The 26,365-nt window shown below is 41.2% G+C and carries 24 protein-coding genes; 17 read left to right on the plus strand and 7 right to left on the minus strand.

Going from position 1 to position 26,365, the window contains the following annotated elements:
- From ABTP35_RS13425 to ABTP35_RS13445, 5 genes are all read left to right on the plus strand, one after another.
- Positions 1 to 939 carry an aldo/keto reductase gene (locus tag ABTP35_RS13425; protein WP_293295678.1) on the plus strand — a complete coding sequence of 313 codons (939 nt, stop codon included), beginning with the start codon at positions 1 to 3 and terminating at the stop codon, positions 937 to 939.
- A 50-nt stretch (positions 940 to 989) separates the two neighbouring features.
- Positions 990 to 1,964 carry a TIGR03571 family LLM class oxidoreductase gene (locus ABTP35_RS13430; protein ID WP_293295677.1) on the plus strand — a complete coding sequence of 325 codons (975 nt, stop codon included), beginning with the start codon at positions 990 to 992 and terminating at the stop codon, positions 1,962 to 1,964.
- 152 nt (positions 1,965 to 2,116) lie between these two features.
- Positions 2,117 to 2,872: an SDR family oxidoreductase gene (locus ABTP35_RS13435; protein ID WP_293295676.1), complete on the plus strand. Its 756-nt coding sequence runs from the start codon at positions 2,117 to 2,119 to the stop codon at positions 2,870 to 2,872.
- Positions 2,873 to 2,957: 85 nt separating this feature from the next.
- Positions 2,958 to 3,209 (plus strand): hypothetical protein, encoded by a 252-nt coding sequence (locus ABTP35_RS13440; protein WP_293295675.1) that lies wholly within the window; start codon positions 2,958 to 2,960, stop codon positions 3,207 to 3,209.
- Between the two features lie 30 nt (positions 3,210 to 3,239).
- On the plus strand, positions 3,240 to 3,809 hold the full coding sequence (locus ABTP35_RS13445; RefSeq protein ID WP_293295674.1) for a helix-turn-helix domain-containing protein: 570 nt from the start codon (positions 3,240 to 3,242) through the stop codon (positions 3,807 to 3,809).
- Positions 3,810 to 3,816: 7 nt separating this feature from the next.
- On the opposite strand, the gene ABTP35_RS13450 is transcribed toward ABTP35_RS13445, so the two are convergent.
- On the minus strand, positions 3,817 to 5,934 hold the full coding sequence (locus ABTP35_RS13450; protein ID WP_293295673.1) for a sigma 54-interacting transcriptional regulator: 2,118 nt from the start codon (positions 5,932 to 5,934) through the stop codon (positions 3,817 to 3,819).
- 322 nt (positions 5,935 to 6,256) lie between these two features.
- Here ABTP35_RS13450 and ABTP35_RS13455 point away from each other — a divergent pair, with 322 nt between their 5' ends.
- Entirely contained in the window at positions 6,257 to 6,973 is a 717-nt protein-coding gene (locus ABTP35_RS13455) for a pirin family protein (RefSeq protein WP_293295672.1), read from the plus strand.
- A gap of 40 nt (positions 6,974 to 7,013) precedes the next feature.
- Entirely contained in the window at positions 7,014 to 7,538 is a 525-nt protein-coding gene (locus tag ABTP35_RS13460) for a YceI family protein (RefSeq protein ID WP_293295671.1), read from the plus strand.
- A gap of 272 nt (positions 7,539 to 7,810) precedes the next feature.
- Here the strand turns inward: ABTP35_RS13460 and ABTP35_RS13465 are convergent, their stop codons facing one another.
- Positions 7,811 to 8,161, minus strand: a complete 351-nt coding sequence (locus ABTP35_RS13465; RefSeq protein ID WP_224837060.1) for a DUF983 domain-containing protein — start codon at positions 8,159 to 8,161, stop codon at positions 7,811 to 7,813.
- A 92-nt stretch (positions 8,162 to 8,253) separates the two neighbouring features.
- On the opposite strand from ABTP35_RS13465, the gene ABTP35_RS13470 reads away from it, so the two are divergent.
- From ABTP35_RS13470 to ABTP35_RS13495, 6 genes are all read left to right on the plus strand, one after another.
- Entirely contained in the window at positions 8,254 to 9,126 is an 873-nt protein-coding gene (locus tag ABTP35_RS13470; protein ID WP_252079457.1) for an AraC family transcriptional regulator, read from the plus strand.
- Between the two features lie 279 nt (positions 9,127 to 9,405).
- Entirely contained in the window at positions 9,406 to 10,122 is a 717-nt protein-coding gene (locus ABTP35_RS13475) for a DUF2064 domain-containing protein (protein ID WP_293295670.1), read from the plus strand.
- A 65-nt stretch (positions 10,123 to 10,187) separates the two neighbouring features.
- Complete coding sequence (locus ABTP35_RS13480; RefSeq protein WP_293295669.1) at positions 10,188 to 13,439, plus strand: SusC/RagA family TonB-linked outer membrane protein; 3,252 nt, start codon at positions 10,188 to 10,190, stop codon at positions 13,437 to 13,439.
- Positions 13,440 to 13,448: 9 nt separating this feature from the next.
- The gene (locus tag ABTP35_RS13485) at positions 13,449 to 14,891 is read left to right on the plus strand and encodes a SusD/RagB family nutrient-binding outer membrane lipoprotein (RefSeq protein ID WP_293295668.1); all 1,443 of its coding nucleotides are present in this window, start codon (positions 13,449 to 13,451) and stop codon (positions 14,889 to 14,891) included.
- A gap of 20 nt (positions 14,892 to 14,911) precedes the next feature.
- On the plus strand, positions 14,912 to 15,973 hold the full coding sequence (locus tag ABTP35_RS13490; protein ID WP_293295667.1) for a nucleoside hydrolase: 1,062 nt from the start codon (positions 14,912 to 14,914) through the stop codon (positions 15,971 to 15,973).
- 20 nt (positions 15,974 to 15,993) lie between these two features.
- Complete coding sequence (locus ABTP35_RS13495) at positions 15,994 to 16,977, plus strand: phosphotransferase (RefSeq protein ID WP_293295666.1); 984 nt, start codon at positions 15,994 to 15,996, stop codon at positions 16,975 to 16,977.
- Between the two features lie 95 nt (positions 16,978 to 17,072).
- On the opposite strand, the gene ABTP35_RS13500 is transcribed toward ABTP35_RS13495, so the two are convergent.
- The 4 genes from ABTP35_RS13500 to ABTP35_RS13515 all read right to left on the minus strand — a co-directional run bounded on the left by ABTP35_RS13500 (position 17,073) and on the right by ABTP35_RS13515 (position 19,801).
- Positions 17,073 to 17,447: a GTPase gene (locus tag ABTP35_RS13500; protein ID WP_293295665.1), complete on the minus strand. Its 375-nt coding sequence runs from the start codon at positions 17,445 to 17,447 to the stop codon at positions 17,073 to 17,075.
- 9 nt (positions 17,448 to 17,456) lie between these two features.
- Positions 17,457 to 18,224: an alpha/beta hydrolase gene (locus ABTP35_RS13505; RefSeq protein WP_293295664.1), complete on the minus strand. Its 768-nt coding sequence runs from the start codon at positions 18,222 to 18,224 to the stop codon at positions 17,457 to 17,459.
- 96 nt (positions 18,225 to 18,320) lie between these two features.
- On the minus strand, positions 18,321 to 19,034 hold the full coding sequence (locus ABTP35_RS13510) for a TIGR04283 family arsenosugar biosynthesis glycosyltransferase (RefSeq protein ID WP_293295663.1): 714 nt from the start codon (positions 19,032 to 19,034) through the stop codon (positions 18,321 to 18,323).
- Positions 19,035 to 19,045: 11 nt separating this feature from the next.
- Positions 19,046 to 19,801, minus strand: coding sequence for a DUF547 domain-containing protein (locus tag ABTP35_RS13515; RefSeq protein WP_293295662.1), 756 nt, complete (start codon positions 19,799 to 19,801; stop codon positions 19,046 to 19,048).
- A 264-nt stretch (positions 19,802 to 20,065) separates the two neighbouring features.
- Between ABTP35_RS13515 and ABTP35_RS13520 the strand changes: the two genes are divergently transcribed.
- The 4 genes from ABTP35_RS13520 (at position 20,066) to ABTP35_RS13535 (ending at position 25,518) form a co-directional block, all read left to right on the plus strand.
- Positions 20,066 to 21,319: a spondin domain-containing protein gene (locus ABTP35_RS13520; protein ID WP_293295661.1), complete on the plus strand. Its 1,254-nt coding sequence runs from the start codon at positions 20,066 to 20,068 to the stop codon at positions 21,317 to 21,319.
- A 640-nt stretch (positions 21,320 to 21,959) separates the two neighbouring features.
- Positions 21,960 to 23,348, plus strand: coding sequence for a mercuric reductase (locus ABTP35_RS13525; RefSeq protein WP_293295659.1), 1,389 nt, complete (start codon positions 21,960 to 21,962; stop codon positions 23,346 to 23,348).
- A gap of 60 nt (positions 23,349 to 23,408) precedes the next feature.
- Complete coding sequence (egtB, locus tag ABTP35_RS13530) at positions 23,409 to 24,563, plus strand: ergothioneine biosynthesis protein EgtB (protein ID WP_293295657.1); 1,155 nt, start codon at positions 23,409 to 23,411, stop codon at positions 24,561 to 24,563.
- Between the two features lies 1 nt (position 24,564).
- A complete protein-coding gene (locus tag ABTP35_RS13535; RefSeq protein ID WP_293295655.1) occupies positions 24,565 to 25,518 on the plus strand; it encodes an L-histidine N(alpha)-methyltransferase in 954 nt (317 codons plus the stop codon).
- An 84-nt stretch (positions 25,519 to 25,602) separates the two neighbouring features.
- Here the strand turns inward: ABTP35_RS13535 and ABTP35_RS13540 are convergent, their stop codons facing one another.
- Positions 25,603 to 26,334, minus strand: coding sequence for an isochorismatase family protein (locus tag ABTP35_RS13540; RefSeq protein WP_224837075.1), 732 nt, complete (start codon positions 26,332 to 26,334; stop codon positions 25,603 to 25,605).
- Positions 26,335 to 26,365 lie beyond the last annotated feature (31 nt).

The raw sequence follows: 26,365 nt of genomic DNA on the forward strand, positions 1-26,365 counted from the left end.
ATGCATACATTATTATTTAAACATAACAATCAAATGCCCATTTTAGGGCTTGGTACCTTTCGTTCTGAACCCAAAGAGGTTTATACCGCTGTTTTGGAAGCCTTAAAAATGGGGTACAGACACATAGACTGTGCGGCAGCCTACGGAAACGAAAAAGAAGTGGGCGAGGCGATTGCCGAAGCCATTGATTCTGGTGTAGTAACCAGGGAAGAACTGTGGATTACCTCCAAGCTTTGGAGTGATTCTCACGGGATGGACAACGTACAACCGGCCTTGGAAAAAACCCTGAAAGACCTACAGTTGGATTATTTGGATCTCTATTTGGTCCATTGGCCGGTAGCCTTTAAAAAAGGGATTGAAATGCCAGAGAAAGCAGATCAATTTATTCCTTTGGAAGAAGTGCCATTGACCGATACCTGGGCCGGTATGGAAGCAGCTTTGGAAAAAGGACTGGCCAAGCATATCGGTGTCAGTAATTTCAATACCCAATATTTGAACGCTCTTTTGGAAACGGCAAAACATAAGCCAGAAGTCAACCAAATTGAGGTACACCCGTTTTTGCAGCAAGATACCTTGGTAGATTTCTGTAAACAAGTGGGTATTCACCTAACGGCTTACGCACCAATTGGTTCTGGCGGGGCAGAAGATGATGCCCTTAACCTTTTTAAAAATGGGGTGCTTCTGGAAATTGCCCAGGCCCATGGTAAGACAGTGGCGCAAGTAGCCTTAAAATGGGGCATACAACGCGGTATTTCGGTCATACCAAAATCCACCAATGTATCCCGATTACAAGAAAATTTGGATACCCTAAAATTTGAATTGAGTGCTTCGGATATGGAGAAGATCGCAGTCCTTAACAAAGACCATCGTTTTGTGGATGCAAAATTCTGGGAAGTTGAAGGCGGCCCGTATACTGCAGAGGAAATCTGGAATGCTTAATTAAAAAGTCAGGGGTCGTTCTGCGGCCCTTGGCTTAAAAAAGAATTGCTATGAAAAATTTTGACAAACTATACCGACCCGGTAAAATGACCTTGGGAATAGAATTTCCGCTAGATAACGATTGGTCCTTGGCAGGGGATAAAAAACGAAGGGAAACGGGAAGGCCTTTCGGTATTCCGGATATGACAAATCATTTGGAGTTGGTACAACAGGCAGATGCTGCTGGTTTTGCATCGGTTTGGGTGCGGGAAGTACCGGTTTACGATCCCAATTTTGGGGATGGCGCCCAGTTGTTCGATACTATTGGTTATTTGGGTTATTTATCCGCGGCTACCCAGCATATATTGCTGGGCACGGCCGCTATCGTTTCACCCTTACATCAACCCATACATTTGGCAAAAGCCGCCGCAACTATTGAAAATTTAAGCAAGGGTAGATTACTGTTGGGTTTAGGGCTAGGGGACAGGCCCGTGGAATTTCCTATGTATAACATAGCCTATGAGGAACGCCCCAAATTGTTTCGGAAACATTTAAAAATTATGCAAGAGGCATGGAAATTGGAAAGCGATTTAACCGAGTTTTATCCCTTTTTGAACCCGGGTGTGGACGTTTATCCCAAACCCCAGAACCCAATTCCATTGGTGGTTGCCGGCCATTCGGGACAGTCCATAGATTGGATTGCAAAAGAAGCGAACGGGTGGTTCAATTATCCCAGAACACCAGAGGAAACCTATTTGCAGCAAAAGAAGTGGTGCGAGGCCTTATACGATAACGACCAAGCCTGCAAACCCTATATTTCTGCCTTTCATTTAAACCTACTTACGGACGATAATGCCGACTTTAGACCACATCGGTTTGGAGGTGCCATAGGGGTAAACAAGCTTACGGAATTACTACAACGCTACGAAGAAGCAGGGGTAAACCACATGGCGTTGCACTTGCGAAAATCGGACACTCCGGTTAAAGAAGCATTGGATAAAATAGCGGAAATAGTGTTGCCGTCATTTAACGATGTTTTGGTGTAAGGGTTCAAGGAGTAAAGGGTTGTCGAAAAAAATGCTAAATAATTCTTAATCCGTGATTTGTTTCATTATTTCCCTTTTTTGTGTCAGTCCGGCACTACCACCTACCCCTACCTTTGTACCTACGTTTTAAGTTAATAAATCAAGAATATCTTATGAGTTTAGAAAATAATATTAAAGGAAAAGTAGTAGTAATTACAGGTGCCAGCAGTGGTTTAGGTGAAGCTACCGCACGTCATTTAGCTGCCAAAGGGGCACACGTTGTATTAGGAGCCAGAAGAGAAGATCGTTTACAGAACATTTCGGAAGAAATCAATTCCAAAAACGAAGGTAAGGCCGCATACATTGCAACAGATGTGACCAAAAAAGAAGATGTACAAGCTTTGGTGGACAAGGCGGTAAGTGAATTTGGTAAAATTGACGTAATGGTCAACAACGCTGGTTTGATGGCTATAGCACCCATGAGCGAGGTGAAGGTAGATGAGTGGGACCGTATGATAGACATCAACGTTAAAGGTGTATTGTACGGGGTAGCAGCTGCTCTGCCAATTTTCCAAAAGCAAGGTTCCGGTCACTTTATCAACCTATCTTCCGTAGCAGGAATAAAAGTATTTGCACCGGGGGGTACGGTATATAGTGGAACCAAATTTGCCGTTCGAGCCATTTCAGAAGGACTGCGTGCAGAAGTAGGAGGTAATATCAGAACCACTTCCATTGAGCCAGGTGCTGTAGATTCCGAGTTGAAACACGGAAGTACCCATAAAGAGAGTTCTGAAATGGTAGACAATATGTACGAGACCATTTCTATTCCTGCCGATTCTGTGGCCAGAACCATTGCTTTTGCCATTGAACAACCAGCAGATGTAGACGTGAACGAAATTGTGTTGAGACCAACTGTACAAGACTTTTAGTCTCAAGTCTTATTCGTAAGGTAATTTAGAAATACTGGACTGTAGTGCTATCTTTGGTACTACAGTCTATTTTAGTTTTTAAGAGATGACGCATTTTAAAAGTTTAAAGGGATTCAATCATTATGTTGGGTACACCGCTCCAAAAAAGGAGTTGATCGATGTGGTAAAGTATGACGAGTTTGAAAATCTACGTTTAAAAAGTGAACCCATCACCACAGATTGGTATATGATGGCCTTTAAACGCAATGTGACCGGTCTGCACTGTTTTGGAAGTACGGAGTTCGATCGGGATGCTGCCTTCTTATATTTTGTAAAACCGAACCAAGTTTTTGAATAGGATGCCACCGAACCTTGGAAGGGCTACCATATGCTCATTTCCCCTGTGCTGTTGCAGGAATACAATATTGATTTTAGCTTTTTTCAGTATGAGATAGGGGAGGCCTTGTTCCTAACCGAAGATGAGCAGCAACAGTTGGAAACCCTTTATGAACAAATTCTAACGGAATACAAAAAGGACACCTACGAGCTGGATTTGCTCATTGCTTATAGTAACCTCATTTTCACCTACATTGGTAAATGCTATAAAAGACAGTTTGAAACCAGACAACCCTTGTACAATAAAGTGGTGATGACCTTTAAAAAGGAGCTGAACAAATATTATTCGGACGGAAATACCCAATTGCCATCCGTAAATTATTTTGCTGAAAAATTGAACCTTTCCGTAAACTATTTTGGTGATTTGATCAAGCACCATACCGGCAAAACGGCATCCGAGCTTATACAGGAAAAAATCATAATCGAAGCGAAACATCAATTACAGAGCTATGACAAATCCATTGCGGAGATTGGATACAACCTAGGATTCGATTATCCCACTTACTTTTCGCGATTGTTTAAAAAGCATACCGGGGTAACACCATCTCAGTATAGGGGATAGAATGAGTTTAACGCTTTAACCGCACCTCTTTCTCTATACCCAAACGCTTCATTTTGGCAAACAAGGTTTTGGCATTCATGTTTAAAATGTTTGCCGCACCTTTGCTTCCACTCACACGCCAATTGGTATAATTTAGGACATCGATAATGTAATCGCGTTGCATGGTTTCGAACGGTTTAAAATCTTTTGTTGGAATGATATTATCAGGTTGCGGTATCCATTGTCCAGGATTTAATGTTGTACCATTTTCAATAATAACAGCACGTTCAATTAAATTTTCCAACTCACGAATGTTGCCCGGAAAGTTATAAGCCATTAAGGCTTCAACCGTTTTTTTCGATAAGCGTTTAAATACTTTGCCTGCTTTTGCCGAATATTTTTCTAAAAAGTATTGTGCCAACATAGGGATGTCCTCTTTTCTGGCCCGCAAAGGAATATTATGAATAGGAAATACATTTAGACGGTAATATAAATCTTCGCGAAACGTTCCTTCTTTTATCATGTCTTCCAAATGCCTATTGGTGGCTGCTACTACACGAACATTTACTTTTATAGTTTTATTGCCACCTAATTCGTCAAACTCACCTTCCTGTAATACACGTAGCAGTTTTGGTTGTAGATCAATCGGCATTTCACCTATTTCATCTAAAAAAATGGTGCCACCATCGGCTAACGAGAATTTACCGACCTTATCGGCAACAGCACCTGTAAACGCCCCTTTTTTATGCCCAAACAATTCACTTTCAATCAGCTCTTTAGGTAGGGTGGCACAATTAATTTTAATCAGTGGCCTGTCTTTACGCATACTGTTATTATGGATAGCACTGGCGAGTAATTCTTTACCTGTTCCAGATTCACCGGTGATTAAAACAGTAGTATCGGTAGGAGCAACTTGGTCTACTAATTGCAAGACTTTCTCATAAGCCTCACTGGTACAGATAATGTTATTGAAATTGATTTTACTGTTAATCTCTTCTTGTAAATACTCGTTTTCATTTGCTAATCGATCTTTCAGGGATTTGATTTCTTCCAGCGCCTGGAACAGTTCCAAGTCTCTTACCTTCCGCTCGGAAATATCCCGGATTATGGCGCAATTATAGTCTTCATCGTTGTAGCGTAAATGATTGGCTGTGATGTCCACAGGAAATTTGGTGCCATTTTTTCGTACTGCAAGCCATTCAAACCGGATGGACCCCTTTTCTACCACATCATTAAAATGATTTTCCCACCATTCTTTGGTAATCCCAGGGTCTAGATCAAAAATGGAAGCATTGTTTAATTGGCCCTCGTTAAATCCCAATTGTGCTTTTGCGGCCTTGTTGTGATGAAATAGGTCCCCGTTCTTTTTGACCACATAAACAATATCTTCGGCATTACCAATAACTTCTTTATAGAGCTGTAGGTTGTTTTCCTTGAGTTGCTGTTCTGTGACATCTTGGTAAACCCCAATGAGCTTATAAATTTTATCTCCTTTTAAGACGGGTTTGGCCACGCACCTCATAAATCGAGGAGGATAATGTGCAGTTTCCAACACTTCATCGTATGCTTCGCCTTTTCGTATGGCATTGCTCAACAGGGATTTAATATGCTCGGGGTCTTTAAATTGATGAATAATTTTTGGAGGCGTAAGGTCATCTACATTCTGTGCCTCGAACATTTGTAAAGCTTCGGATGTGGCTACAATGGAACCATCTTGAAGGTTGAGCTCCCAACCACCAACATGGGCAATGGTCTGGGTGTTGTCCATTAACTTTTGATAGAAACTTGATTCCGAAATATCGTTGACAATGGCACAAATTAATTTTTTTCTGTTATTTGAGAAAAATTGAGCAAAAACCTCTACTTCGTAATATTTGCCGCTTTTGTTTTTATGGGTTTCCTTAAATCGATGAATTCCTTTTTTTTGGACCAATTCCCAGTGTTTTTTCCAACTTTCCGGTGAAGATGTGGGGTTAATGTCAAAAATGGAAAGCCCTGTTATTACTGACTTGTTGTACCCTAACCGGTTACAAAACTTAGTATTTGCATAAACTATTTTACCGTTTTCGTCCATCCACATCACTTCATAGGGCAAGGTCTCTACCAACCACTCTTTTATCTCTAAACTCTCTTGATTCTTAGCCATAAGCTCCATTTTAAGCACTAAAAAAGTACAATATATTTCTCATATATAGGAATATTCTCAAAAATGAGCATAATAAAAATAGAATAATTTTTTGTAAAATACTGTTATTCAGAATTTTAAAATTATGGCACGCTGTTGGCTTATACCTTGTCAAACAAAAACAATGAATCGCAAAAGTTTTCTTTTAAAGTCAATTGCAGGTACAGGTCTTTCCTTCTTGGGGTTATGAGTGTTGAGCAACACAAAAGAAGAGAAGGAACAACCAAACTGGACAAGAGAGAACATCGGTTTTAACCATTTACCAAATAAAGAATACAAAACTATGAACACAGTAGTACACAAGGCGGACAGTAGGGGAGATGCCAACCACGGATGGTTGCACTCCAAACACACTTTTAGTTTTGCCAATTACCACAATCCGGAGCGCATGAACTTTGGGGTACTTCGCGTATTGAATGATGATACCGTTGCGGCAGGAATGGGCTTTGGCACACATCCACATCAAAACATGGAAATTATTTCCATCCCCTTGGAAGGTGATTTGGAACACAAGGATAGTATGGACAATGTCGCGGTGATCAAGTCGGGCGACATTCAGGTGTTGAGTGCCGGTACGGGGATTACGCATTCAGAGTACAACAAAAACAAAGACCAACAGGTGAAGTTTTTGCAAATCTGGGTATTTCCCAATAAGGAAAATGTTGCTCCAAGGTATGATCAGATTACGCTGAACACTGCCGATAGAAAAAATCAATTCCAACAAGTATTGTCACCAAATCCTGACGATGCCGGTGTTTGGATCCATCAAGATGCCTGGTTTAATATGACCGATTTGGATCAAGGAAAATCTCTGACCTACAATTTAAAAAAACCAGGAGAAAACGGCGTGTACGTTTTTGTACTCAAAGGCGATGCAACCGTAAACAATCAAGCTTTAAATCCCAGGGATGGATTTGGGGTTTGGGATGTAAATGAACTCAACATCACGGCAGATTCCAACACCGAATTGTTGTTGATGGAAGTTCCTATGTCACTGTAAATAGAAAGTATAATTCATTTTAAATAATAAAAATCAGTTTATGGAAACAGCAGTAAAAACAAATTGGAACATTGATAACGCACACTCTGAAATTGCTTTTAAGGTAAAGCATATGATGATTTCTACCGTAACAGGCTATTTTGAAGACTATAGTGCCTCGGTGGAAACGGAAAATGAGGATTTTAAAGGCGCAAGCTTTTCTTTTACAGCACAAACGGATTCCATCAACACTAAAAATTCCGATAGAGATGCACACTTAAAATCAGATGACTTTTTCAATGTAGAAGCCTATCCGGAGTTAAAGTTTGAATCAAAATCATTTGATGGCAGTACTTTAATTGGAGACTTGACCATAAAAAACATCACTAAAGAAGTAAGTTTGGATGTGGATTTTAATGGAGTGGCAATAGATCCATACGGACAAACCAAAGCAGGCTTCGATATTTCGGGGGCCATAAATAGAAAAGACTTTGATCTTACGTGGAGCGCCGTTACCGAAGCTGGTAAAATAGTGGTAAGTGATACCGTAAAACTACAATTGAACGTGCAGTTTGTTAAAGCATAGCTTGTTGAGTCGTTGGGCCATTAGGATGAAGTTCCTTTTGGTCCAATTTTTAATTTAGAAACACTACTATGTACATATATTACATTTACTAGGGGTAAGTTTTTTAATAATACTGCAAAGGCCAAGCATATATCTTAACCCAAGGGCTTGTGACTGCCCAATCGCAAAATTGGATTACTTCTTCTTAAAAGAAATTGACTTTTCTTTAATGTTTGGTCGTAACAGAAGCCAAAAGACGAACCGCAGCAAGGTCTACTTTGCTCTGAGACAATCTAGTCCCGATAAAACAAGTAAATCCAAATAGACCTGGAAAGTTTAAAGTTGAGCGAGCTTAAAACTGCGGCCATAATAGCGATAATAAAGAATACGCTGAGAGGGGAAAAACCGGCCAAATACCAGAAAATAACCAGACAAGCGATCATTTCGGCAGCTGCAAGGGCATAACTTACGAACATGGCCCCAAAGAAGAATCCTGTTTCCCTTTCAAATTTATAATTGCAATGAGGGCATCTTTCGTGCATTTTTGGAATCCTAAAAGGAAATCTTGATTTAGGATGCTGAAAAATATCTCCAGTATTACATTTGGGACATTTGCATTGGAATATATTTTCTACTTTTTTCATCGCAACTTTAATTGATTCAACAAAATTGCGACTTTAGGATACGTTCCTGTGTGTGGCATATTCCCATATATTTGTACTATTCGGACATAGTTATGAAAATACCGGTTTTAAATATTCAAAATTTCCGAGAATCAAAACGGATGAACGAGGTGTATGTTAATTCCTTTTCTCGTCATTTGGAGTTTAACCGATGCCTTATCGATAAACCACATAGCCATGATTTTTACTTGTGCGTTCTTTTTTTGGAGGGTACCGGTACCCATGAGGTCGATTTTAAGACCTACCGGATTGGTCCCGGAAGGGTATTCTTTTTAAAACCGGGGCAGACCCATTATTGGAAATTCGATACCAAACCGGAGGGAATCATTTTTTTTCATTCACAAGCCTTTTATAATTTAAGGTTCCTAGGACACTCCCTTTCCATTTTTCCATTTTACGGTTCGCAACAGAATCCCCCAATGCTTAAAGTTCCAACAAGTGAAATACCGGTGTTGCAAATGAAATTTCAGGAGGCAATTGCCGAATATCGTGATAATAGAATGATGCGGGAGATTAAAATCCTAGGCTTGATAAATGATATCTACATCCAACTTTCTCGGATATATGCCTCCCAAATAGATTTGGATCATATTAACTATACACAAAGCACGGCATTATTGGATCGTTTGGAAATTTTGATCGATAAAAATTTTAAAGAGGAAAAGCTACCTAAATTTTATGCTGAGCAATTGAACATTACCACAAAGCACCTCAATAGAGTGGTAAAGCAAACCGTGAACAAAACAACTACCGAACTTATTTCCGAAAGGGTAGTACTGGAAGCCAAACGGTTAATTGTACACTCCAAACATAATTTGGCGGATGTAGCCTATGCGCTGGAATTTTCCGATTATGCCTATTTTTCAAAATATTTTAAAGCCAGAACAGGAATTACGCCTAAGGCTTTCCAGGAGTCCTACAAATAATTTATTTGAATTAACCGCAATCTTTTGATGGTCGCCCCCCTTGCTTAAACGGGCTACAAAGGACAAAATCCTAGCGTAAATTGTATTTAACACCTATTTTTTTTGGTTTGATGTAACTAATATAAGGTGCTGATGCAGAGGTGATTTATGGATTTTGAGGCACTAATCGAATACTGTATTTAGGTCCTTTTTAAGATTTTTGGTAAGTATTGCAAATTGTTGTCGACCTATACCATGTTCCACGAACAATACTGAATGGACGGCATATAACTCCAAGAAATGATCAACAAGAAAATGGACCCGAACAATACAGCGCTGCTTGTATTTTCCTTATCCGCTAAGAAGGAAGTAGTGAGGAAGCCCATTGGTGATGGTCATAGGCCGGAAGAACAGGAAGCCTTATTCAATTTATTGATCGCCAACACGAGAAATTTGGCTACGCAATGTGGTGTCGATTTTTATTGGGTAGATGAGCACGAACAAATAGGCAATAATTTTTCAAGCCGTTTTACAAATGCTTTTCAAAAACTGTTTGATGCCGGTTACGATAATGTAATCTCCATTGGGAACGATAGTCCGGATTTGACCACCCAACTTTTACAAGATGCCGTGCATAAGTTGGAATCAAACAAAATGGTACTGGGTCCATCCAAAGATGGAGGTGTTTATTTGATCGGTCTGAACAAGGAAATATTTCACCACGGAACATTTCTGAACTTCCGTTGGCAAACTTCCTTTTTGCTGGACAGTCTAAAGGATCATATCGACACTCATAAAATAGATGTTGAAATTTTAAGGGAGCTTTCCGATATTGATTCCCGGAAAGATTTGGAGGACTATGCAAAATCTAACCCTACCTCTTTACTGAGCAAGTTATTCAAATTACTGATAGCATCGCTCAATCGCAAATGGAAACGAACTCTTGAAGCAGTTCCATTGGCACTACATCTTTCAAATATAGGGTTAAGGGCACCGCCCGTTTTCAATTCTTTTTAGCAGAATATAACGGACAGTAGGTAGAGCTACTGCAAAACATCATCAATTAATTTAACCATAAACATATGAGACCAATACTGATTGTAGTATTGCAATGCTATGTGTTTGCCTTGTTTGCACAGGAAAGCACGTACAGCTCCAGAGTGCTGGACGACAATCAATCGCCCATTCCCTATGCCGCGGTTTATGAAGAAGGGACTCAAAACTATACATCCACCGACGAAGATGGTTACTTTGAGTTGACAACCTCATCCAAAAAATTTACGCTACAAATTTCTTCCATAGGATACAGGCCATTGACAGTTCTAGTGGAGGACTGGACCCTGCCACTTACGCTCATTATGGAACCCTCCCAAGAACAACTGGACGAAGTCGTAGTGACCGCGTTGGGAATCGAGAAGGATAAACGTGCCTTGGTATCTGCCGTATCCACAGTAAGTTCGGATAAGTTGGTTACGGTTCCGCAGACCAATCTGGTCAATAGTTTGGCAGGGCAGGTAGCTGGGGTACAGATTACCAATGGTTCCAGTGGTGTAGGCTCATCCTCTAGGATCATAATACGAGGGGAAAACTCGTTGAGTGGAAGCAATCAGCCCCTTTTCGTGGTGGATGGTGTACCGATAAGCAACGAACAAATCACAAGCGACCTTGTAAATAATGGTGCCTTGCAAGAGGTCGATTTTGGTAACGGAAGTTCCGAATTTAGTCCGGATGACATTGAATCCATTTCTGTTTTAAAAGGAGCTGGCTCGGCTGCGCTTTATGGGGCAAGGGCTGCAAATGGGGTAGTCCTGATTACTACAAAACGAGGCAATAGGGCCAAAGGCTTTGGAGTAAGCATCAATAGTAATTTCACCATAGAAACCTTGCTTACCTTACCGGATTATCAAAATGTATATGGATTGGGATCTAATGGGGCCTATGCTTTTCAAAATGGTACGGGTGCCGGAGTTGGTGACGGCGGAATCAGCAGTTATGGCCCAAGATTGGATGCCGGGCTACTGATACCACAGTTCGATAGCCCTTCGGTGGACATCAACGGGAATCCCGTTCGCGCAGGCGACGTGATTTCTCGAACATTGCCAGACGGTTCCTTTACGCCCATTACCCCAACACCATGGGTGACCAGACCGGATAATGTCCGCAACTTTTTTGAAACCGGAATAACCTATCAAAATAATATTGCCATTAGCAACACCACCGATAAGGGAAGTACGCGCGTATCCTACAGTAATTTGCGCAATGAAGGCATTTTGCCGAATACGGATCTAAAAAGAGACGGTATTGCATTGAGTGTTGATCAATTTTTGAGCGATAGGCTTAAACTGAGCACTTTTGTAAACTACATTAATACACGAAGTGGCAATAGACCCAATTTAGGGTACGGATATGAGAATGTACTTTATGGGTTTAATTGGACAGGTCGACAGACCAATATTGAATCTCTTAGGGATTATTGGCAAGCGGGACAGACGGGTAGGCAACATTTTGATATTAATTATTTATGGCTGACCAACCCCTATCTTACCCTCTTCGAGAACACCAATAGTTTCACTAAGAATCGGGTTCTGGGCAATGTGTCCGCAACCTACGATTTTTCAGAGCACCTATCGTTAAAGGTACGGGGTGGTTTGGATACCTATAATGATGACAGGGAGTTCCGTCGTACGGTAAGCACCAATGCCAACCCATTTGGATCTTTTCGAAAGGACAATGTCCGTTTTACAGAATTGAACACCGATTTTTTGTTTACCTATACCAATAGTTTTAACGAAAATTGGAATTATGTTCTAACTGCAGGAGCCAATCGCCTAGATCAAAAAATCAACTATTCCTTCGCCGAAGCGTCACAATTGGCAATTCCGGAAATATATACCTTGGCCAATTCCAGGGCCCCTTTATTGGGAAATAGCGAAAAGCTCGACAAAAGAATTAACAGTATTTATGGTACGGCCAATTTTGCCTATCGGAACCAGTTATATGCCGATTTCACTTTTAGGAACGATTGGAGCAGTACCCTGCCCACAGGTAATAATTCCTTTGGTTACTATTCCGCGGGATTGAGCTTTATTGCCTCCAATGCATTTGAGCTGCCCAAAGACATTACGTATCTAAAACTTAGGTTTAGTGCGGCATCGGTAGGTAACGATACCGATCCATTTCAAAATACGCAGACCTTTCGGCTAAACGGGAATTATGGCCCCAATTTTAGGGTAACGAACAGAACTGTGCTAAAAAACACCAATTTAAAACCGGAACGTTTGGATGCCTATGAACTGGGCCTCGAAACATGGTTCTTAAATGGAAGAATACAATTTGAGGGTTCTGCCTATCAAAATATCAGTAAGGATCAGATCATCTCAAGGCCCATTTCCAATGCGACAGGTTTTAATAGTTTTAATGAGAACGGTGGGGAGATACGCACGCGCGGGCTCGAGTTGATGCTGAGCGCTTCCCCGGTAAAAACAAACAGTTTTACCTGGAACACATCGGTAAACTTTAGCACTTTTAGGAGTGTGGTTACGGAACTGCCAGATGGGGTAGATCAATTTGTAACGGCTACAGCAAGTGTTTTTAGCGGTAGCGGAGGTTCCAATACCGTATTCTACATAGCCAGAGAAGGCGGACGCGTAGGCGATATGTACGGTACGGGGTTTGTACAGATAGATGGGCAAGACCTTTACGACAGCAATGGATTGCCAGTTCAGGATGCCAATTTGCGCAAACTGGGCAATTATAATCCAGATTTTACCTTGGGCTTCAATAACAACTTTTCTTATAAAAATTTTGACTTTACCATTTTGTTCGATTGGCGGCAAGGAGGCACCATCGTGTCCCGAACCAAGGCATTGGGAAGTACCTCCGGAGTATTGCAGGAAACCCTGTTGGGCCGTGAAGGGGGATCGGAAAGCACACAGTTTGTAGATGGTAATGGCGTAGTGGGAAATGGTGTGGTCAATATTGGGACGGTGGACAGCCCCCAATATGTCCCCAATACTACAGCAGTAGCGGCAAGTAGGTTCAACAATGCATTTTACGATAGAGGGAATGAGGCCAGTGCCCTGTACGATGCCTCTTATGTTAAATTAAGGCAGCTCAGTATCTACTATACCTTTCCCCGGAAAATGACAAAATCCTTGGGAGTGGAAAATTTAAAGCTTGGCCTTATTGGCAGCAATTTATTATTGTTTACCGAAAATCCGCATTTCGACCCAGAGCTCAATGCGCTCCAAGAGCGCAATATAGTGTACGGCGTTGAGGATTTTTCTTATCCATCCACCAGAAGTTTTGGTGTAAGCCTAAAGACCAATTTTTAAGAAGAAACTATGAAAAATATATCTCTGATTTTAATCTGTATCTGCTTGTCCATTATCAGTTGTACAAAGGATTTTGATTCCATAAACGAGAACCCGAACGAGCCGCAAGAGGTAAGCCCGGAGTTTTTGCTGACCAATGTAATTGCCGATTTCAGCAATGAGCATACCTACAATCAAGGTCTACGACTCAATAACTATTTGGCACAGTTTAATGCAGATATTGAGTTTGAACGCATAGATAGATATGAACTGGGCAGCAATAGCGGATATTGGAATTTGATCTATGGCCTTTTGGCCGATTTGGAATCAATGAAAACTTTGCCAGGGTATAATGATGCCTATGATGGGGTGTGCGAAATTCTTCGCAGTTACCTATTTTCACAACTCACCGATATTTGGGGAGATGTCCCGTACACCGATGCCATACGTTTTTCGGAGGCAAACTTTACACCTGAATATGATACACAAGAGCGTATTTATATAGACCCGGAGAACGGAATTCTTGCCCGACTGGAAAAAGCTGCGGTCAAACTTGAAAATACCACCGAAAGTATTCGTGGGGATATCATGTTCAATAATGATCTGAACAAATGGGTGCGGTTCGCTAATTCACTCCAAGTGCGGTACTATCTCCGAGTAAGCAAGAGAACCTCGGATTTTGACAGACTGCAACAATTGGCCAATGGCAATAAACTTATGGAATCGAATGCCGATAATGCAATACTGCCCTATCTGAGCTCCGCTCCAAATCAGTTTCCCTTGTTCAGTGCATCATCAGGTATTTATCAAGGTCTAAAAATGAGTGAAACGGTGGAACGGATATTAAAAGAATGGGACGATCCCAGGATAGGTGTATTCTTTAACCCTACTCAAGAGAGTCTTCTCAACGGTACACCGGAGTTCAAGGGGATGCCCAACGGATTAAGTACCCAGACAATTAGTGAAATGGGAATTGTACTGAACGATGTGTCCAATATGTCCGATAGGTTTCGGGTGGTTCCCGATGGAGTGGATGCACAGCTCATGTTGTATTCAGAAGTGCAGTTTGCCCTGGCCGAAGCTACGGAAAGGGGATTTATCACCGGAAATGCCCAAACCTTCTACGAAAATGGTATTAGGGCACATTTTGAATATTACAATGCGGAAATCCCGGGAGATTATTTCACTAGGGAGGTTATTGCGCTCAATGGGAGTATGGACGAGAATCTGGAAAAAATCCTTACCCAAAAGTGGTTGAGTCTATTTATGGTAGGGCACGAGGCATGGTTCAATATCCGTCGTACCGGAATACCGGAGCTCAGCCCTGGAATAGACAACTTTAACAGCGATAGATACCCATCACGTTATCTGTATCCCGAATCGGAACAAGCAGCCAACAGGGAGAACTATGAACAGGCCGTATCTAGGTTGGGAGGGGATAACATCAATATAAAGAGTTGGTGGGAAATGTAAACTGAACAAAACAATCAAAAATGAAGAGAGTTACTAAATTACCAATACTAATATTTATAATCACAATTAGTGCAACCTTGTCAGTAGCGGCCAATGTTACCCGGGGCAAGGCCAATATCACCGAGCCTTATACAAGGGGTGGGGAGTCCTTCACTAAAAAAAGGGTTTGGGTCGATACCGATCTAGCAGTGGGAATGAAAAGATACCATAGAGATGGGTACAGTGATGTGGACGATGGTTATGCCGTACTACAATTATTCAAAGCAGACCATATTCATGTCGTGGGTATCAGTGCTGTGTTTGGCAATACCAAGATCGATGATGCATTTAGACTTAGCAAGGAAATGGTAAGTGAATTTTCACCATATCCCATTCCCGTGTACAAGGGTGCGGGCGAAAAATTGGATTTGCAGGATATAAGAACGAACAACGCGGTGGAATCCCTGGCAGAAGCCTTGCGTAGGGAGCCATTGACCATATTGGCCATTGGGCCAGCAACCAATGTGGGCTTGTTGTTGCTAAAGTACCCAGAACTGGCACCAAGGATTCAAGAAGTTGTCCTGGTCGCTGGACGTAGGACCCCTACTTCTTATTTTGAAATTGGAAATCCGGTTCGCCACGCTCCCGATCTTAATTTCGACCTAGATAATGATGCTTTCCGTATCCTTTTTCAGAGTGGGGTAAAGGTGGTTCTATGCCCATTTGAAATTTCTAATAAAGTTTGGTTAACGGCCAAGGATTTAGATGATTTGAAAAACGGGACACCCGGAAATAATTGGCTCTCCGAAAAATCAAGACCATGGTTGCAACAGTGGGTAGATGCTGGCGATGTGGGTTTTAATCCGTTCGATGTGCTGGCCAGCCATTATCTTATTGCGCCGGAAGATTTGGTTATGGAACCCCTTGTGGCACGATTGGAAATCCATAAAAATGATATGAGGGAACAAAAGGGCAACCAGTACTTTAAACAATATCTTTTATGTGATAAAGAAGAGGGATATCCGATTCTTTACTGCTACGATGTTGTTCCCGGATACCATCAAAAATTGATGGAAAGCCTCCTGAAAACCTATGAAAATTAAGTGTAAAAGCAGCATTTTAAATGATTAAGATCACCAAGAATATAAAAGGGCTGGAAGAGTACCTCCATGGACAAAAATGGTTGGGGACAAATGAACATATTACCGCCGTGGAAGTCCCCGGAGAAGGGAATATGAACTTTACACTTAGAGTAAGGACGGATCAAGGCAGCTTTATCCTAAAACAAAGCCGCGATTATGTAGAAAAGTATCCACAGGTTTCGGCACCTGTGGATAGAGCAATGAGGGAGTCCGAGTTCTACAACTTAGTGGCCGACCATATTTTACTTAAACGGCAGATGCCGGCACTCCTTGGGGTCGATGTGAACAATTATGTTCTGAAATTACAGGATTTGGGCGAGGGTGTGGATTATTCATTTCTGTACGAGGAAGCAGGTAGTTTGGATGAGGTTGAATTACAAGAAATAATTGGATTTGTGGCCGAACTTCATACCAGTGTCCATTTAGGCAAAACCGGCAGATCACTTCCCAATCGTAAAATGCGCAAACTTAACCATGAACACATTTTTATTTACCCTTTTCATAAAAACAATGGGTTGAATTTGGATGATATACTTCCCGGGTTAAATGAAATTGGCAACAGCTTTAAAGAGGATGTGCCCTTGTTAAAGAAGGTGGAGCAATTGGGAGAGCGCTATTTAAAGGATGGCAGTATATTGCTGCACGGGGATTATTTTCCCGGTAGCTGGTTAAAAACAAGTGCAGGTGTTCGGATCATTGATCCGGAATTCTGTTTTTTTGGTGAACCCGAGTTTGAGATCGGGGTAACCTTGGCACACTTAAAATTGGCCGCACAGCCACAAATAATTTTTAACAAAGCTCTTGAAAGTTACATGGACAGGGCGCCACTGCAAAAGGAGCTCTGTTTTCAATTTATGGCTACAGAGATACTTAGGCGTATATTGGGATTGGCGCAACTGCCTTTGTCGATAGGTCTCACGGAGCGCATTGAACTTTTACAAGAGGCTAAGGATCTTTTGGTTTGATATATTGAGGAGCCTAACCACCACCAATGATTTAGGATTGTACATTGAAAGAAGAGTATCTCTTAATGTACCAAAACATTTTTGGAGTACTTCGACTACTTGTTTAGAAGATGTTTTATCCTTTCGATAAGATCATCTACCGAAGTTAACCGTCCCAATTCCGATGCATTTAAAAGTGTATATAGTTCTCCAGTGTTCTTCTTTACCAAAATAATGGGCAACGGTTTGTTCAGGAGGTCAATATTGACCTCTAGAGCTTCGTCCTTATGTAAAAACCTCTTATTATATGAAATTGTTTCCAAAAACGAGGCCCACTTTTTATTGACTCCCACATGACCATGGGTTAGTTGGCACAACGAGCATGGATAGGTGGATGGAGAAAATATCTTGTGGGCAAAATCACTTACCACACTAAAAACATCCGATTTGGCATTGTAAATAAAAATGATTTCCTGATCAAAGTTTTTCATGATGCTCGATTAATTTTGGGATAGATACCTATGGGACCACGCTGCGATAATTTTGCCAGCATAAAGAGAATCTTCCTTGTTGGAGAGTAAATGGTCTGCACCGTCCAAAGAGACAAAACTTTTGGGATGCTTTGCGGATTGATAGATTTTAGCGGCATTTTCGATGGACACGGTAATGTCCTGCGGTGAGTGCATTACCAATAAAGGCTTTTTTATACTTTGGAGGATCGGGACCATATTTTTATTTTTAATGTCCTCCAAAAATTGCTTTTTAACCTTAAAATCTCGACCTCCAATAGATACCAACGCTTCACCATCCATAAGAATTTGATCTATGTTATCCCTTAACAAATGGGATACATGTTCCGGCTGCGAAGGAGCTCCAATGGTGATCACCGCTTTTAGTTGAGGTAAACGGGCGGCCGCAAAAATAGCGGCAGCACCCCCTAAAGAATGCCCAATAAGCATGGAAGGGTACTCGTAATGTTCACGTATATGGGCGGCCATATCCTCAAGATCCTCTACGTTCGAAGAGAAATTGGTGTTTTCAAATTCACCTTCGCTATCACCAAGGCCGGTAAAATCGAACCGAACAACAGCAATACCACTTTTGGTCAAAGCCTTACTGATATTCCTGACAGCAGTAAGGTTTTTGTTGCAGGTAAAGCAATGGGCAAACAGGGCATAACCCAATATGGGCGAAGTTAACGGTAACTCCAATTTTGCCGATAATGTATGGCCTTGCCTATTTTTAAATGATATCTTTTCCAGTTTCATGTATGTAATGGTCGGATGAATTCGAAATTCCTTCCATAATGGGTCGGAACAGCTAATTAAACCACTTTAAAGAAGTATACTAGTTGGGCTGCGGTCTTATTCACGGCTTCCGCTTTTAAGATATTTAAGGCTCTTGTTGTAAAAAAAGTTTAACTCTTTGGCATCTGCACCGAACCATCTTTTTGCATAAATCCGTAAATGTAGCCATTGAAGCTTCCAAACCCCTATGTTGTTGTAGTGTCTCGCCGAAGTAACAATGGGTTCGTTGACCACTTTGAACCGGGTATTTTTGTAGATTCTTTTTATGAGCTCAATATCTTCATAAACTTCATAATCCTCATTAAAGCCGTTCAGGGTATAAAACAGGTCATGGTCCATAAAAAGGGACTGATCACCTCCTCTACAAGATATATGATTGACCGCAGTTGCCCAACCCATGAGTTTTAGCCACCAATGATCACTATCAAATTGAAGTCTAAAACAACCGGCCCTGATGTTTTGGTTTACAAGGAGTACCTCATAAATTGCCCGGTCATAATATTTTGGGGGGAAACTATCAGCATGTAAAAAGTAGAGAATGTCTCTCTTGGCAATATTTGCACCGGCATTCATCTGCCTGGCCCTCCCTTTTTTGGATTGTACATATCGGATATTCGAGTATCCGGTCAGTTGCACTCCAATGTCATCACTGCTTCCACCATCGACCACAATAATCTCCCCTACATAGCCAAACGCATTGGCATTAAGATGGTCGATCAATTTGCGGATTCCCTTGGATTCGTTGAGAACCGGAATAATAATACTGATCATAACAAGTTTTGTTACCTACCGTTCAGGTTCCAGTCGTATTCCAAATAGCTTACTTTGGCATCCTCGGCAATATTTACATTGGTGTAGGTATTTATGTAAGCTCGTATGTCACCGTCCAAGAAATCGTTCTTGTACCACTTAAATATTTTGGAGAGTTCTAAATGGTCTTTTTCAATTCGATTTCTATCAGATTCAATGAATTCGTAAGTGGCGCGTTCCAACTGTTCGTCCAGGGTTTCGGGCAGGTAGACCTCGTTTAATAGTTTTGGGCACGAAGCCGACGCACAATTTATCGCAAAATGAATCCTTGGTTCATCCATTTTTCGAAGGATCTCGTGCTCAAGGTCTCCCAAAGAGATCATATTATCCCCTAGTGGGATTAATTTTTGGTCCCATGGTTGGTTGATTCTTTTGATACTGCTGGTGGGATAATTATCCAAAATCAATAAAACCGTATAGGAATTGTACAGGTTAATGTAATAGGACAGTTTTGCATTTCTGCTCCAATTTCCGGAGGGTTGTTTTTCTTTCAGGATGTTTACATAGGATTCCAAAACGTGCTTTTCCTTTAAGAGCCCGCTATAGTCAACTTGCCCTGTATCGTCCACATACTGTTGCAATAAGAATTGCCAAAGCGTATGGTCCGGGTAGGTGGGGTTATGAAACCCGTTGGTCTCGTATGGCATAAGCTTACCGTGGTCTTTTGTTGGGGTCGCAACCAAGGTGATGGTTTGAATCAGAATGGTGAATAACAGCAAATACTTCATCAGTGGAATACATTTTATTGGGTGAGCATAGTCGGATTAAAAGGACCGTCCTAACACTTTGCAATGAATTAAACTATAAAAAATCATGGTTGTATGCTTAACAAGTGATAAAAACAGTTTATAGCGTCACTTAAGCCCACTGTTGGTATTTTCCTGTTTTGGGTTTTAACAAAAGTTTATCGTAAGGCACAAAAACAATGGGCGACAAGTTTTCATATCAAAATAATGGTCCGATGACCAAATAATATAAAAATTAAAGAATAAATGAAAACAAGTTTTATTTTAAGAAGTTTGGTCTTGACCGCATTAATAGGCCTTTCAAGTTGCAGTAATGATGATAATGGTAATGCTTCCCCAGAGATACCTTCAGGAAATTTTGTGGTCACGATTGAAAACACATTTGAAACCAAGCAATATTTTGTGAACGGAACTATTGGATTTATAGCCCCAGGGAATACAGAATCCTACACCTTTAATGCAGGTAAAGGGCATTATTTAAATTTTGCTACCATGTTTGTTCAATCCAATGACCTATTTTATGGCTTTGATGAAGCAGGAGTTCCCCTTTATAACGAAAATGGTGAGGCATTGACTGGAGATGTTACCTCCTATATAAGTCTATGGGACGCTGGTACTGAGGTCAATGAGGAGCCAGGAGTCGGGGTGAATCAGGCTCCAAGGCAAGCAGGGCCAAATACTGGAGACGATGAAAACGGTACAGTTAAGCTCATTTCCGAAGTGAATGATGGTTTTGTATATCCGGAAGTGGCCGAGGTAATAAAGGTAACCTTAACTCATGATGGGGGAACAGAGTTCACAATGACCATAGAAAATGTTTCTAACGTTGCAAATTTTGCAACTCCATTGGCACCGGGAGTTTGGGTAGTTAGTGGCCCGGAACAAACCCCATTGTTTACAGCTGGGATTGAATCATCTGAAGGATTGGAGCGTATAGCGGAAGACGGTGATAATTCGATTTTGGATACTCAGTTTACTTCGGAAAGTGGATTTGTATCACCTTTTGCACCAGGTGCCTATAGCGTAAATGGAGCTGTTTATAGTATTGGAGGTAGTGCTTCGGAAGCTTTGGAGGCAATGGCTGAAGATGGGAATCCATCAGGTTTTGACAATATTTTTAATACACCTGTCGGAAAATCTGGGCCTGGACCAATTTTTCCGGGAGAATCCTATTCTTTTGAGTTTACAGCAAGTGAGGGGGATGTTTTATCATTTGCAACCATGTTGGTACAATCCAATGATTGGTTGATCGGCGCCAATGAAATTAACTTGTTTAATAACGGAATTCCCACTAGCGGAGATATTACCGATAGATTGGAACTAGTTGATGCCGGTACAGAGGTAGATGAATATGCCGGTGCTGGAAACAATCAACCTACGCGTCAAGTTGCTGCGGATACAGGTGAAGAAGAAAATGGAACCATTGCAATAGAACAAACGGTCGGTGCCCATGTCCCCACAATCGACCAGATGATCAGGGTTACAATTACAGCTAACTAAAAGTTCATAATAGTGATTGTTGTTACGAAGGGCCATTTTGTAAAAAGAAATGGCCTTTTTTTTAATACACAACCGAAAGAAAGATATACCAAACCTTGTTCCAATTTTAAACTGGTATCTTGTATTTTGAAAGCGAAGGCCCGTTCTAATGTACTTGCCTTTTTCAAATAGGGAAAGGTCAATTGTTTCCCCTTACTTGTCAAATCAATCAATACATCAATATCTATATACACCATGAAAAATATATTGCTCGTTTTATTGTTGCTCATATCCCTGGCCATGATTTTTATCTCATACAAAGCAGCTATACCAGCTCCAGGACTAACCGGGTTGGGCTTTATTGTTATTTCGATCTTGTTTTACAATCGCAAAGATTAGTAAGTGTGTAGTAGGGGCTTGTTCGAAGTAAAGATTTTAATTCGTGAGTTTTGGATAAATCGTAGCATACCCAAGGAAGAATTGATAGGGTCAATGTTGTTTTTGTAATGGCTGAAAATCAGAAAGATTCTTTATTGAATAGGAGAAAGGTAGCCATTAAAAAAAGATAAAGGTTAATTATTCGGGAAAAGAACGACTTAAAATCATAGAAGAATGATCCATTGCCAAATGGTCAGAAAACAACACAACTTAAAAACGAAATATGCACACTAAAGAAATTAAGAATTTTGACGCTATTGTTATCGGATCCGGACAGGCGGGAACCCCGTTGGTTTTCAAGCTAGCTTCCCAAGGGCAAAAAATTGCTTTTATAGAACGGGAGCATTTTGGCGGGACCTGTTTAAATGTTGGCTGTACGCCCACCAAAACTTATGTGGCCAGTGCTCGGCGCATGTGGGAGGCGAAGCATGGCGACGAACTCGGTATTGAAATCCCGACTGGAGCAAAAGCCAATCTGGGCAAAATTAAAGCGCGAAAGGACGCTCTGATAAAAAAATCGGTAGATGGGATTGCCCAAGGAGTGAAGAACAATAAAAATATTAGTTTTTTTAAAGGCGAAGCTTATTTCGAGGACCATAAAGTGGTTGCCGTAAACAACGAACTTTTAACGGCCGAAGAGATTTACATTAATGTTGGTGGGAGTGCATTTATACCAGAAGGCTATGGGGATGTTCCTTACCTTACCAATCAAAGTATTTTGGAGCTCGAGGAAATCCCAGAACATTTAGTGGTAATTGGAGGTAGTTATATAGGTCTGGAATTTGGTCAAATGTTCGCCCGATTGGGTGCTAAAGTCACAATAATTGAACGGGGCAGCGCCATAATTGAGAGGGAAGACCCGGAGACCAGTCAAACAATCCAACGTATTATGGAGGAAGAAGGCGTGGACTTTAGATTAGGGGCAGAATGTATTGCCGCCCAAAAAGATGAGAACGGTGGAATTGTTGCCAAAATTAATTGTTCTAAAGAAGGAGCTATCGAAATTAAAGGTAGCCATCTCTTACTGGCCGTTGGCAGAAGGCCCAATAGCGCAAAATTACAACTCGAAAAAACCGGTGTAAAAACCAACGAAAAAGGATTCATAGAGGTCAACGATTACCTGGAAACCAACATCCAAGGGATATATGCTTTGGGCGACTGCAATGGAAAAGGCGCTTTTACGCACACCGCATACAATGATTACGAAATTATCGCTGAAAACAAGTTCGAGGGTAAAAACCGTAAAGTATCCGATAGAATTTTAACCTATGGCCTTTTTGTGGACCCACCCTTGGGTAGAGTCGGGATAACAAAGAAAGAAGCAGAAGAAAAAGGATTGGATGTCCTGATTGGGCATCGACCGTTCAGTAAGATAGCACGCGCCAAGGAAAAAGGTGAAACCGAAGGCTATATGAGTTTGGTGGTGGACGCCAACACAAAAAAAATATTGGGCGCCACTATATTGGGAGTGGGCGGTGATGAAATAATCAGCGGAATTATCAACATTATGTATGCCGATAAGAGTTATGAGGTAATACGGGATTCTGTACAACCTCACCCAACTGTTTCAGAATTGATACCAACAATGCTGGAATCTTTGACTAAATTGTAAAGCAAATCAACAAATAGGAAAACCGTCCAGCTTTAATCGATCAGAAAAATATAGCACAGAATGAACCTTACCGAACAGTTTTTAAAGACTCGAGAGAAAACTGAAACCATATGCAGTCCCTTACAAACAGAAGATTATGTAGTACAGCCCATAGTGGATGTATCACCTCCAAAATGGCATTTGGCCCATACCACATGGTTTTTTGAACAGTTTGTATTGGTAAATTTTGACCAAAGCTATAAGGTATTTCACCCTGACTTTGCCTTTTTGTTCAATAGTTACTATAATAATTTGGGTGAAAGGACCCTTAGGCACGAGCGGGGCTTTATGACCCGTCCGAGTGTTTCGGTCATCTATGAGTATAGAAAATATGTAACAAGTGCCATTCAGGAACTGTTGGATAGCAAGCCCGATATTGAGGTGATACAATTGGTCGAAATTGGAATCAATCACGAACAGCAGCATCAAGAATTATTGGCATACGATATCAAGTATATTTTAGGCACTCAGCCCACATTTCCAGCGATAGGAGATTATTTTGGTCTTAAAGAAGAGTCCCATGAACAGAAATGGCTTTCCTTTTCGGAAGGATTATATGAAATCGGGCATCAGGGCAACACGTTTTGTTTTGATAACGAACGGCCGTCCCATAAAGTTTTTATCCAAGATTTTCAGATGAGCAACAAGTTGGTGACCAAGGGGGAGTTTTTGGAATTTATGGAAGATGGAGGTTACAAAAACTTCAATCTTTGGCACGATGAAGGTTGGCATTACATCCAAAATAATGGTATCGATAGCCCTCTGCACTGGCATCATAAAAACGGTGATTGGTACGAATATCAATTCAACGGACTGGACAAAATAAATGTAGAATTGCCCGTCTCCCACATATCCATGTACGAGGCATATGCATATGCCAATTGGAAAGGGATGCGCTTACCAACCGAATTTGAGTGGGAGGTTGCTTCACAACAGATTGAATGGGGCCAACTTTGGGAATGGACCAATTCGGCACATTTGCCATACCCGGGCTTTACCCAGGCCAAGGGTGCAATAGGCGAATACAATGGAAAATTTATGCTAAACCAAATGATATTACGGGGAGCATCCGTTGCCACAACACATGACCACCTAAGAAATACATACCGTAATTTTTTCCCTGCATCCAGCAGATGGGTCTTTTCTGGGATCCGACTTGTAAAAAACCAAAATTAGAATGTCCGATTTTTTCGACCATGTAAAAGAAGGGCTGCGCAAGTCGCCCAAAGCACTTTCTTCACGGTATTTTTATGATGCAAAAGGAGATGCCCTTTATCAAAAAATAATGAACTTGGAGGAGTATTACCTTCCTCGTAGCGAAATGCAGATCATTGAAAACCAAAGTGTCCAAATGGCCCGCGATATTGCATTGGTCCACTCCCGTTTGCAAATTGTGGAGCTGGGAGCGGGCGATGGCACCAAGACCAAGCACTTGATCAAACATTTTAAGCCGCATTTTAACTCGCTCGAGTATGTGGCCATGGATATTTCCGACAATGTCCTGGCCATAAACGAAAAAGAAATAAAAAGTGAAACAGAGCCAATAAAATACAAAGGTGTGGCCGGTGATTATTTTGAGACCTACAAAACCATACCAGCTACGCAAGATGGAAGATTGGTCATGTTTTTAGGGGCCAATATTGGCAACTACACCGGTAGTGACATCTCTGAGCTTTTTACCTTCGTTAAATCCAAACTAAAGGATACCGATTATTTTTTGGTGGCATTCGACCTGGTAAAACACCCTCGAAAAATTATGGCCGCTTACGATGATAGTAAAGGCATAACCAAACAATTCAACCTTAACTTACTGGAAAGGATGAACAGGGAGTTGGGTGCAAACTTCAACCTTGGGCAATTTGATCATTTTCCATATTATGACCCACTTACGGGCGTGGCATCCAGTCAAATAGTAAGCTTAAAAAAGCAAATTGTTGAGTTTTCACAAGGATTCACAGTTTCTTTTGACCTCTTTGAAGCGATTCATACCGAAATTTCCAAAAAGTTCTTTTTGAGCGATATTGAAGAGGTAGCCGAAGAGTCCGAAATGAATATTGAACAAACGTATTTCGATACGGATAAAGGATACACTTTTGTTTTGTTTCGACCCCAAAAATATGGAATGGATTGATTTGCTTCAACTGTGACAAAACACAAATGGCAGGGCAATATTGCCCTGCCAATTTTTAGTGACTGTTCTTGTTTTCTGATGCTTTTATTTTAGCGACTGCTTAAATTCTTCCGTGGTGTACACATGGCTGGCCACAAAACGATAATTAATTTCTGCGGCTACGTTTCCATCATATCCGGGAGCAACGGCAGAAGCTGTTGCATCTACCACTACGGCAACTTCGAAGCCGTCTTCCAGCAGTTCCCTTAGATGCGATTCCACGCATAGGTTTCCGGACATTCCGGCCAAAACAACCTTATCGATTTTCTGCTTTCTCAACTGCAAGCTAAGATCGTTCTGCTCGGGCCCGTACACTTTATGGGGACCTACGACCGTTACAAAATCCTTGTTGATGTATTTTTTGTATCGGGGAAGCCAATCAGCACCGGATCCTTCGAACCCTTCTTTGTTGAGCTGGTCGCCTCGGTCAAACATTCCTATGTCGTGCATTAGTTTTTCCAATGCCCCTTCAAACTTCCATTTGTGATCGTGCTCGTAATAATAATGTGGAGAAATAAATACTTGAATTCCATGTGCTTCAGCCAATTGGAACAGCGTTTCCAAATTTTCAACGGTATTGTTTTTAATCACACTCTCTCCAATGACTCCCCAAGTTACGCCATCGGGGCTCAAAAAATCATTTTGAGGGTCGGTTATAACAATGGCTGTGGTGTTGTCCACTGTAAATCCGGGGTCTGGAATTTGGGCATGGGCGCAGGGGACACAAGCAAGGAGGAAAATGTACAAAGCAATAGGATTGAATAAAATTGATTTCATAATTTTAAAGATTAAGTGATTTTACAATAAT

Source organism: Flagellimonas alginilytica (genome assembly GCF_042134605.1).
In the GTDB taxonomy this organism is placed as follows: domain Bacteria; phylum Bacteroidota; class Bacteroidia; order Flavobacteriales; family Flavobacteriaceae; genus Flagellimonas; species Flagellimonas alginolytica.

Coding starts and splice junctions, on each gene's coding strand:
- ABTP35_RS13470 (WP_252079457.1), top strand. CDS start 8,254: ATGAAAATACCGGTTTTAAATATTCAAAATTTCCGAGAATCAAAACGG.
- ABTP35_RS13535 (WP_293295655.1), top strand. CDS start 24,565: ATGTCCGATTTTTTCGACCATGTAAAAGAAGGGCTGCGCAAGTCGCCC.
- ABTP35_RS13505 (WP_293295664.1), bottom strand. CDS start 18,224: ATGAAACTGGAAAAGATATCATTTAAAAATAGGCAAGGCCATACATTA.
- ABTP35_RS13540 (WP_224837075.1), bottom strand. CDS start 26,334: ATGAAATCAATTTTATTCAATCCTATTGCTTTGTACATTTTCCTCCTT.
- ABTP35_RS13520 (WP_293295661.1), top strand. CDS start 20,066: ATGAAAACAAGTTTTATTTTAAGAAGTTTGGTCTTGACCGCATTAATA.
- ABTP35_RS13485 (WP_293295668.1), top strand. CDS start 13,449: ATGAAAAATATATCTCTGATTTTAATCTGTATCTGCTTGTCCATTATC.
- ABTP35_RS13515 (WP_293295662.1), bottom strand. CDS start 19,801: ATGAAGTATTTGCTGTTATTCACCATTCTGATTCAAACCATCACCTTG.
- ABTP35_RS13440 (WP_293295675.1), top strand. CDS start 2,958: ATGACGCATTTTAAAAGTTTAAAGGGATTCAATCATTATGTTGGGTAC.
- ABTP35_RS13500 (WP_293295665.1), bottom strand. CDS start 17,447: ATGAAAAACTTTGATCAGGAAATCATTTTTATTTACAATGCCAAATCG.
- egtB (WP_293295657.1), top strand. CDS start 23,409: ATGAACCTTACCGAACAGTTTTTAAAGACTCGAGAGAAAACTGAAACC.
- ABTP35_RS13465 (WP_224837060.1), bottom strand. CDS start 8,161: ATGAAAAAAGTAGAAAATATATTCCAATGCAAATGTCCCAAATGTAAT.
- ABTP35_RS13495 (WP_293295666.1), top strand. CDS start 15,994: ATGATTAAGATCACCAAGAATATAAAAGGGCTGGAAGAGTACCTCCAT.
- ABTP35_RS13425 (WP_293295678.1), top strand. CDS start 1: ATGCATACATTATTATTTAAACATAACAATCAAATGCCCATTTTAGGG.
- ABTP35_RS13510 (WP_293295663.1), bottom strand. CDS start 19,034: ATGATCAGTATTATTATTCCGGTTCTCAACGAATCCAAGGGAATCCGC.
- ABTP35_RS13490 (WP_293295667.1), top strand. CDS start 14,912: ATGAAGAGAGTTACTAAATTACCAATACTAATATTTATAATCACAATT.
- ABTP35_RS13455 (WP_293295672.1), top strand. CDS start 6,257: ATGAACACAGTAGTACACAAGGCGGACAGTAGGGGAGATGCCAACCAC.
- ABTP35_RS13450 (WP_293295673.1), bottom strand. CDS start 5,934: ATGGCTAAGAATCAAGAGAGTTTAGAGATAAAAGAGTGGTTGGTAGAG.
- ABTP35_RS13460 (WP_293295671.1), top strand. CDS start 7,014: ATGGAAACAGCAGTAAAAACAAATTGGAACATTGATAACGCACACTCT.
- ABTP35_RS13475 (WP_293295670.1), top strand. CDS start 9,406: ATGATCAACAAGAAAATGGACCCGAACAATACAGCGCTGCTTGTATTT.
- ABTP35_RS13435 (WP_293295676.1), top strand. CDS start 2,117: ATGAGTTTAGAAAATAATATTAAAGGAAAAGTAGTAGTAATTACAGGT.
- ABTP35_RS13525 (WP_293295659.1), top strand. CDS start 21,960: ATGCACACTAAAGAAATTAAGAATTTTGACGCTATTGTTATCGGATCC.
- ABTP35_RS13445 (WP_293295674.1), top strand. CDS start 3,240: ATGCTCATTTCCCCTGTGCTGTTGCAGGAATACAATATTGATTTTAGC.
- ABTP35_RS13430 (WP_293295677.1), top strand. CDS start 990: ATGAAAAATTTTGACAAACTATACCGACCCGGTAAAATGACCTTGGGA.
- ABTP35_RS13480 (WP_293295669.1), top strand. CDS start 10,188: ATGAGACCAATACTGATTGTAGTATTGCAATGCTATGTGTTTGCCTTG.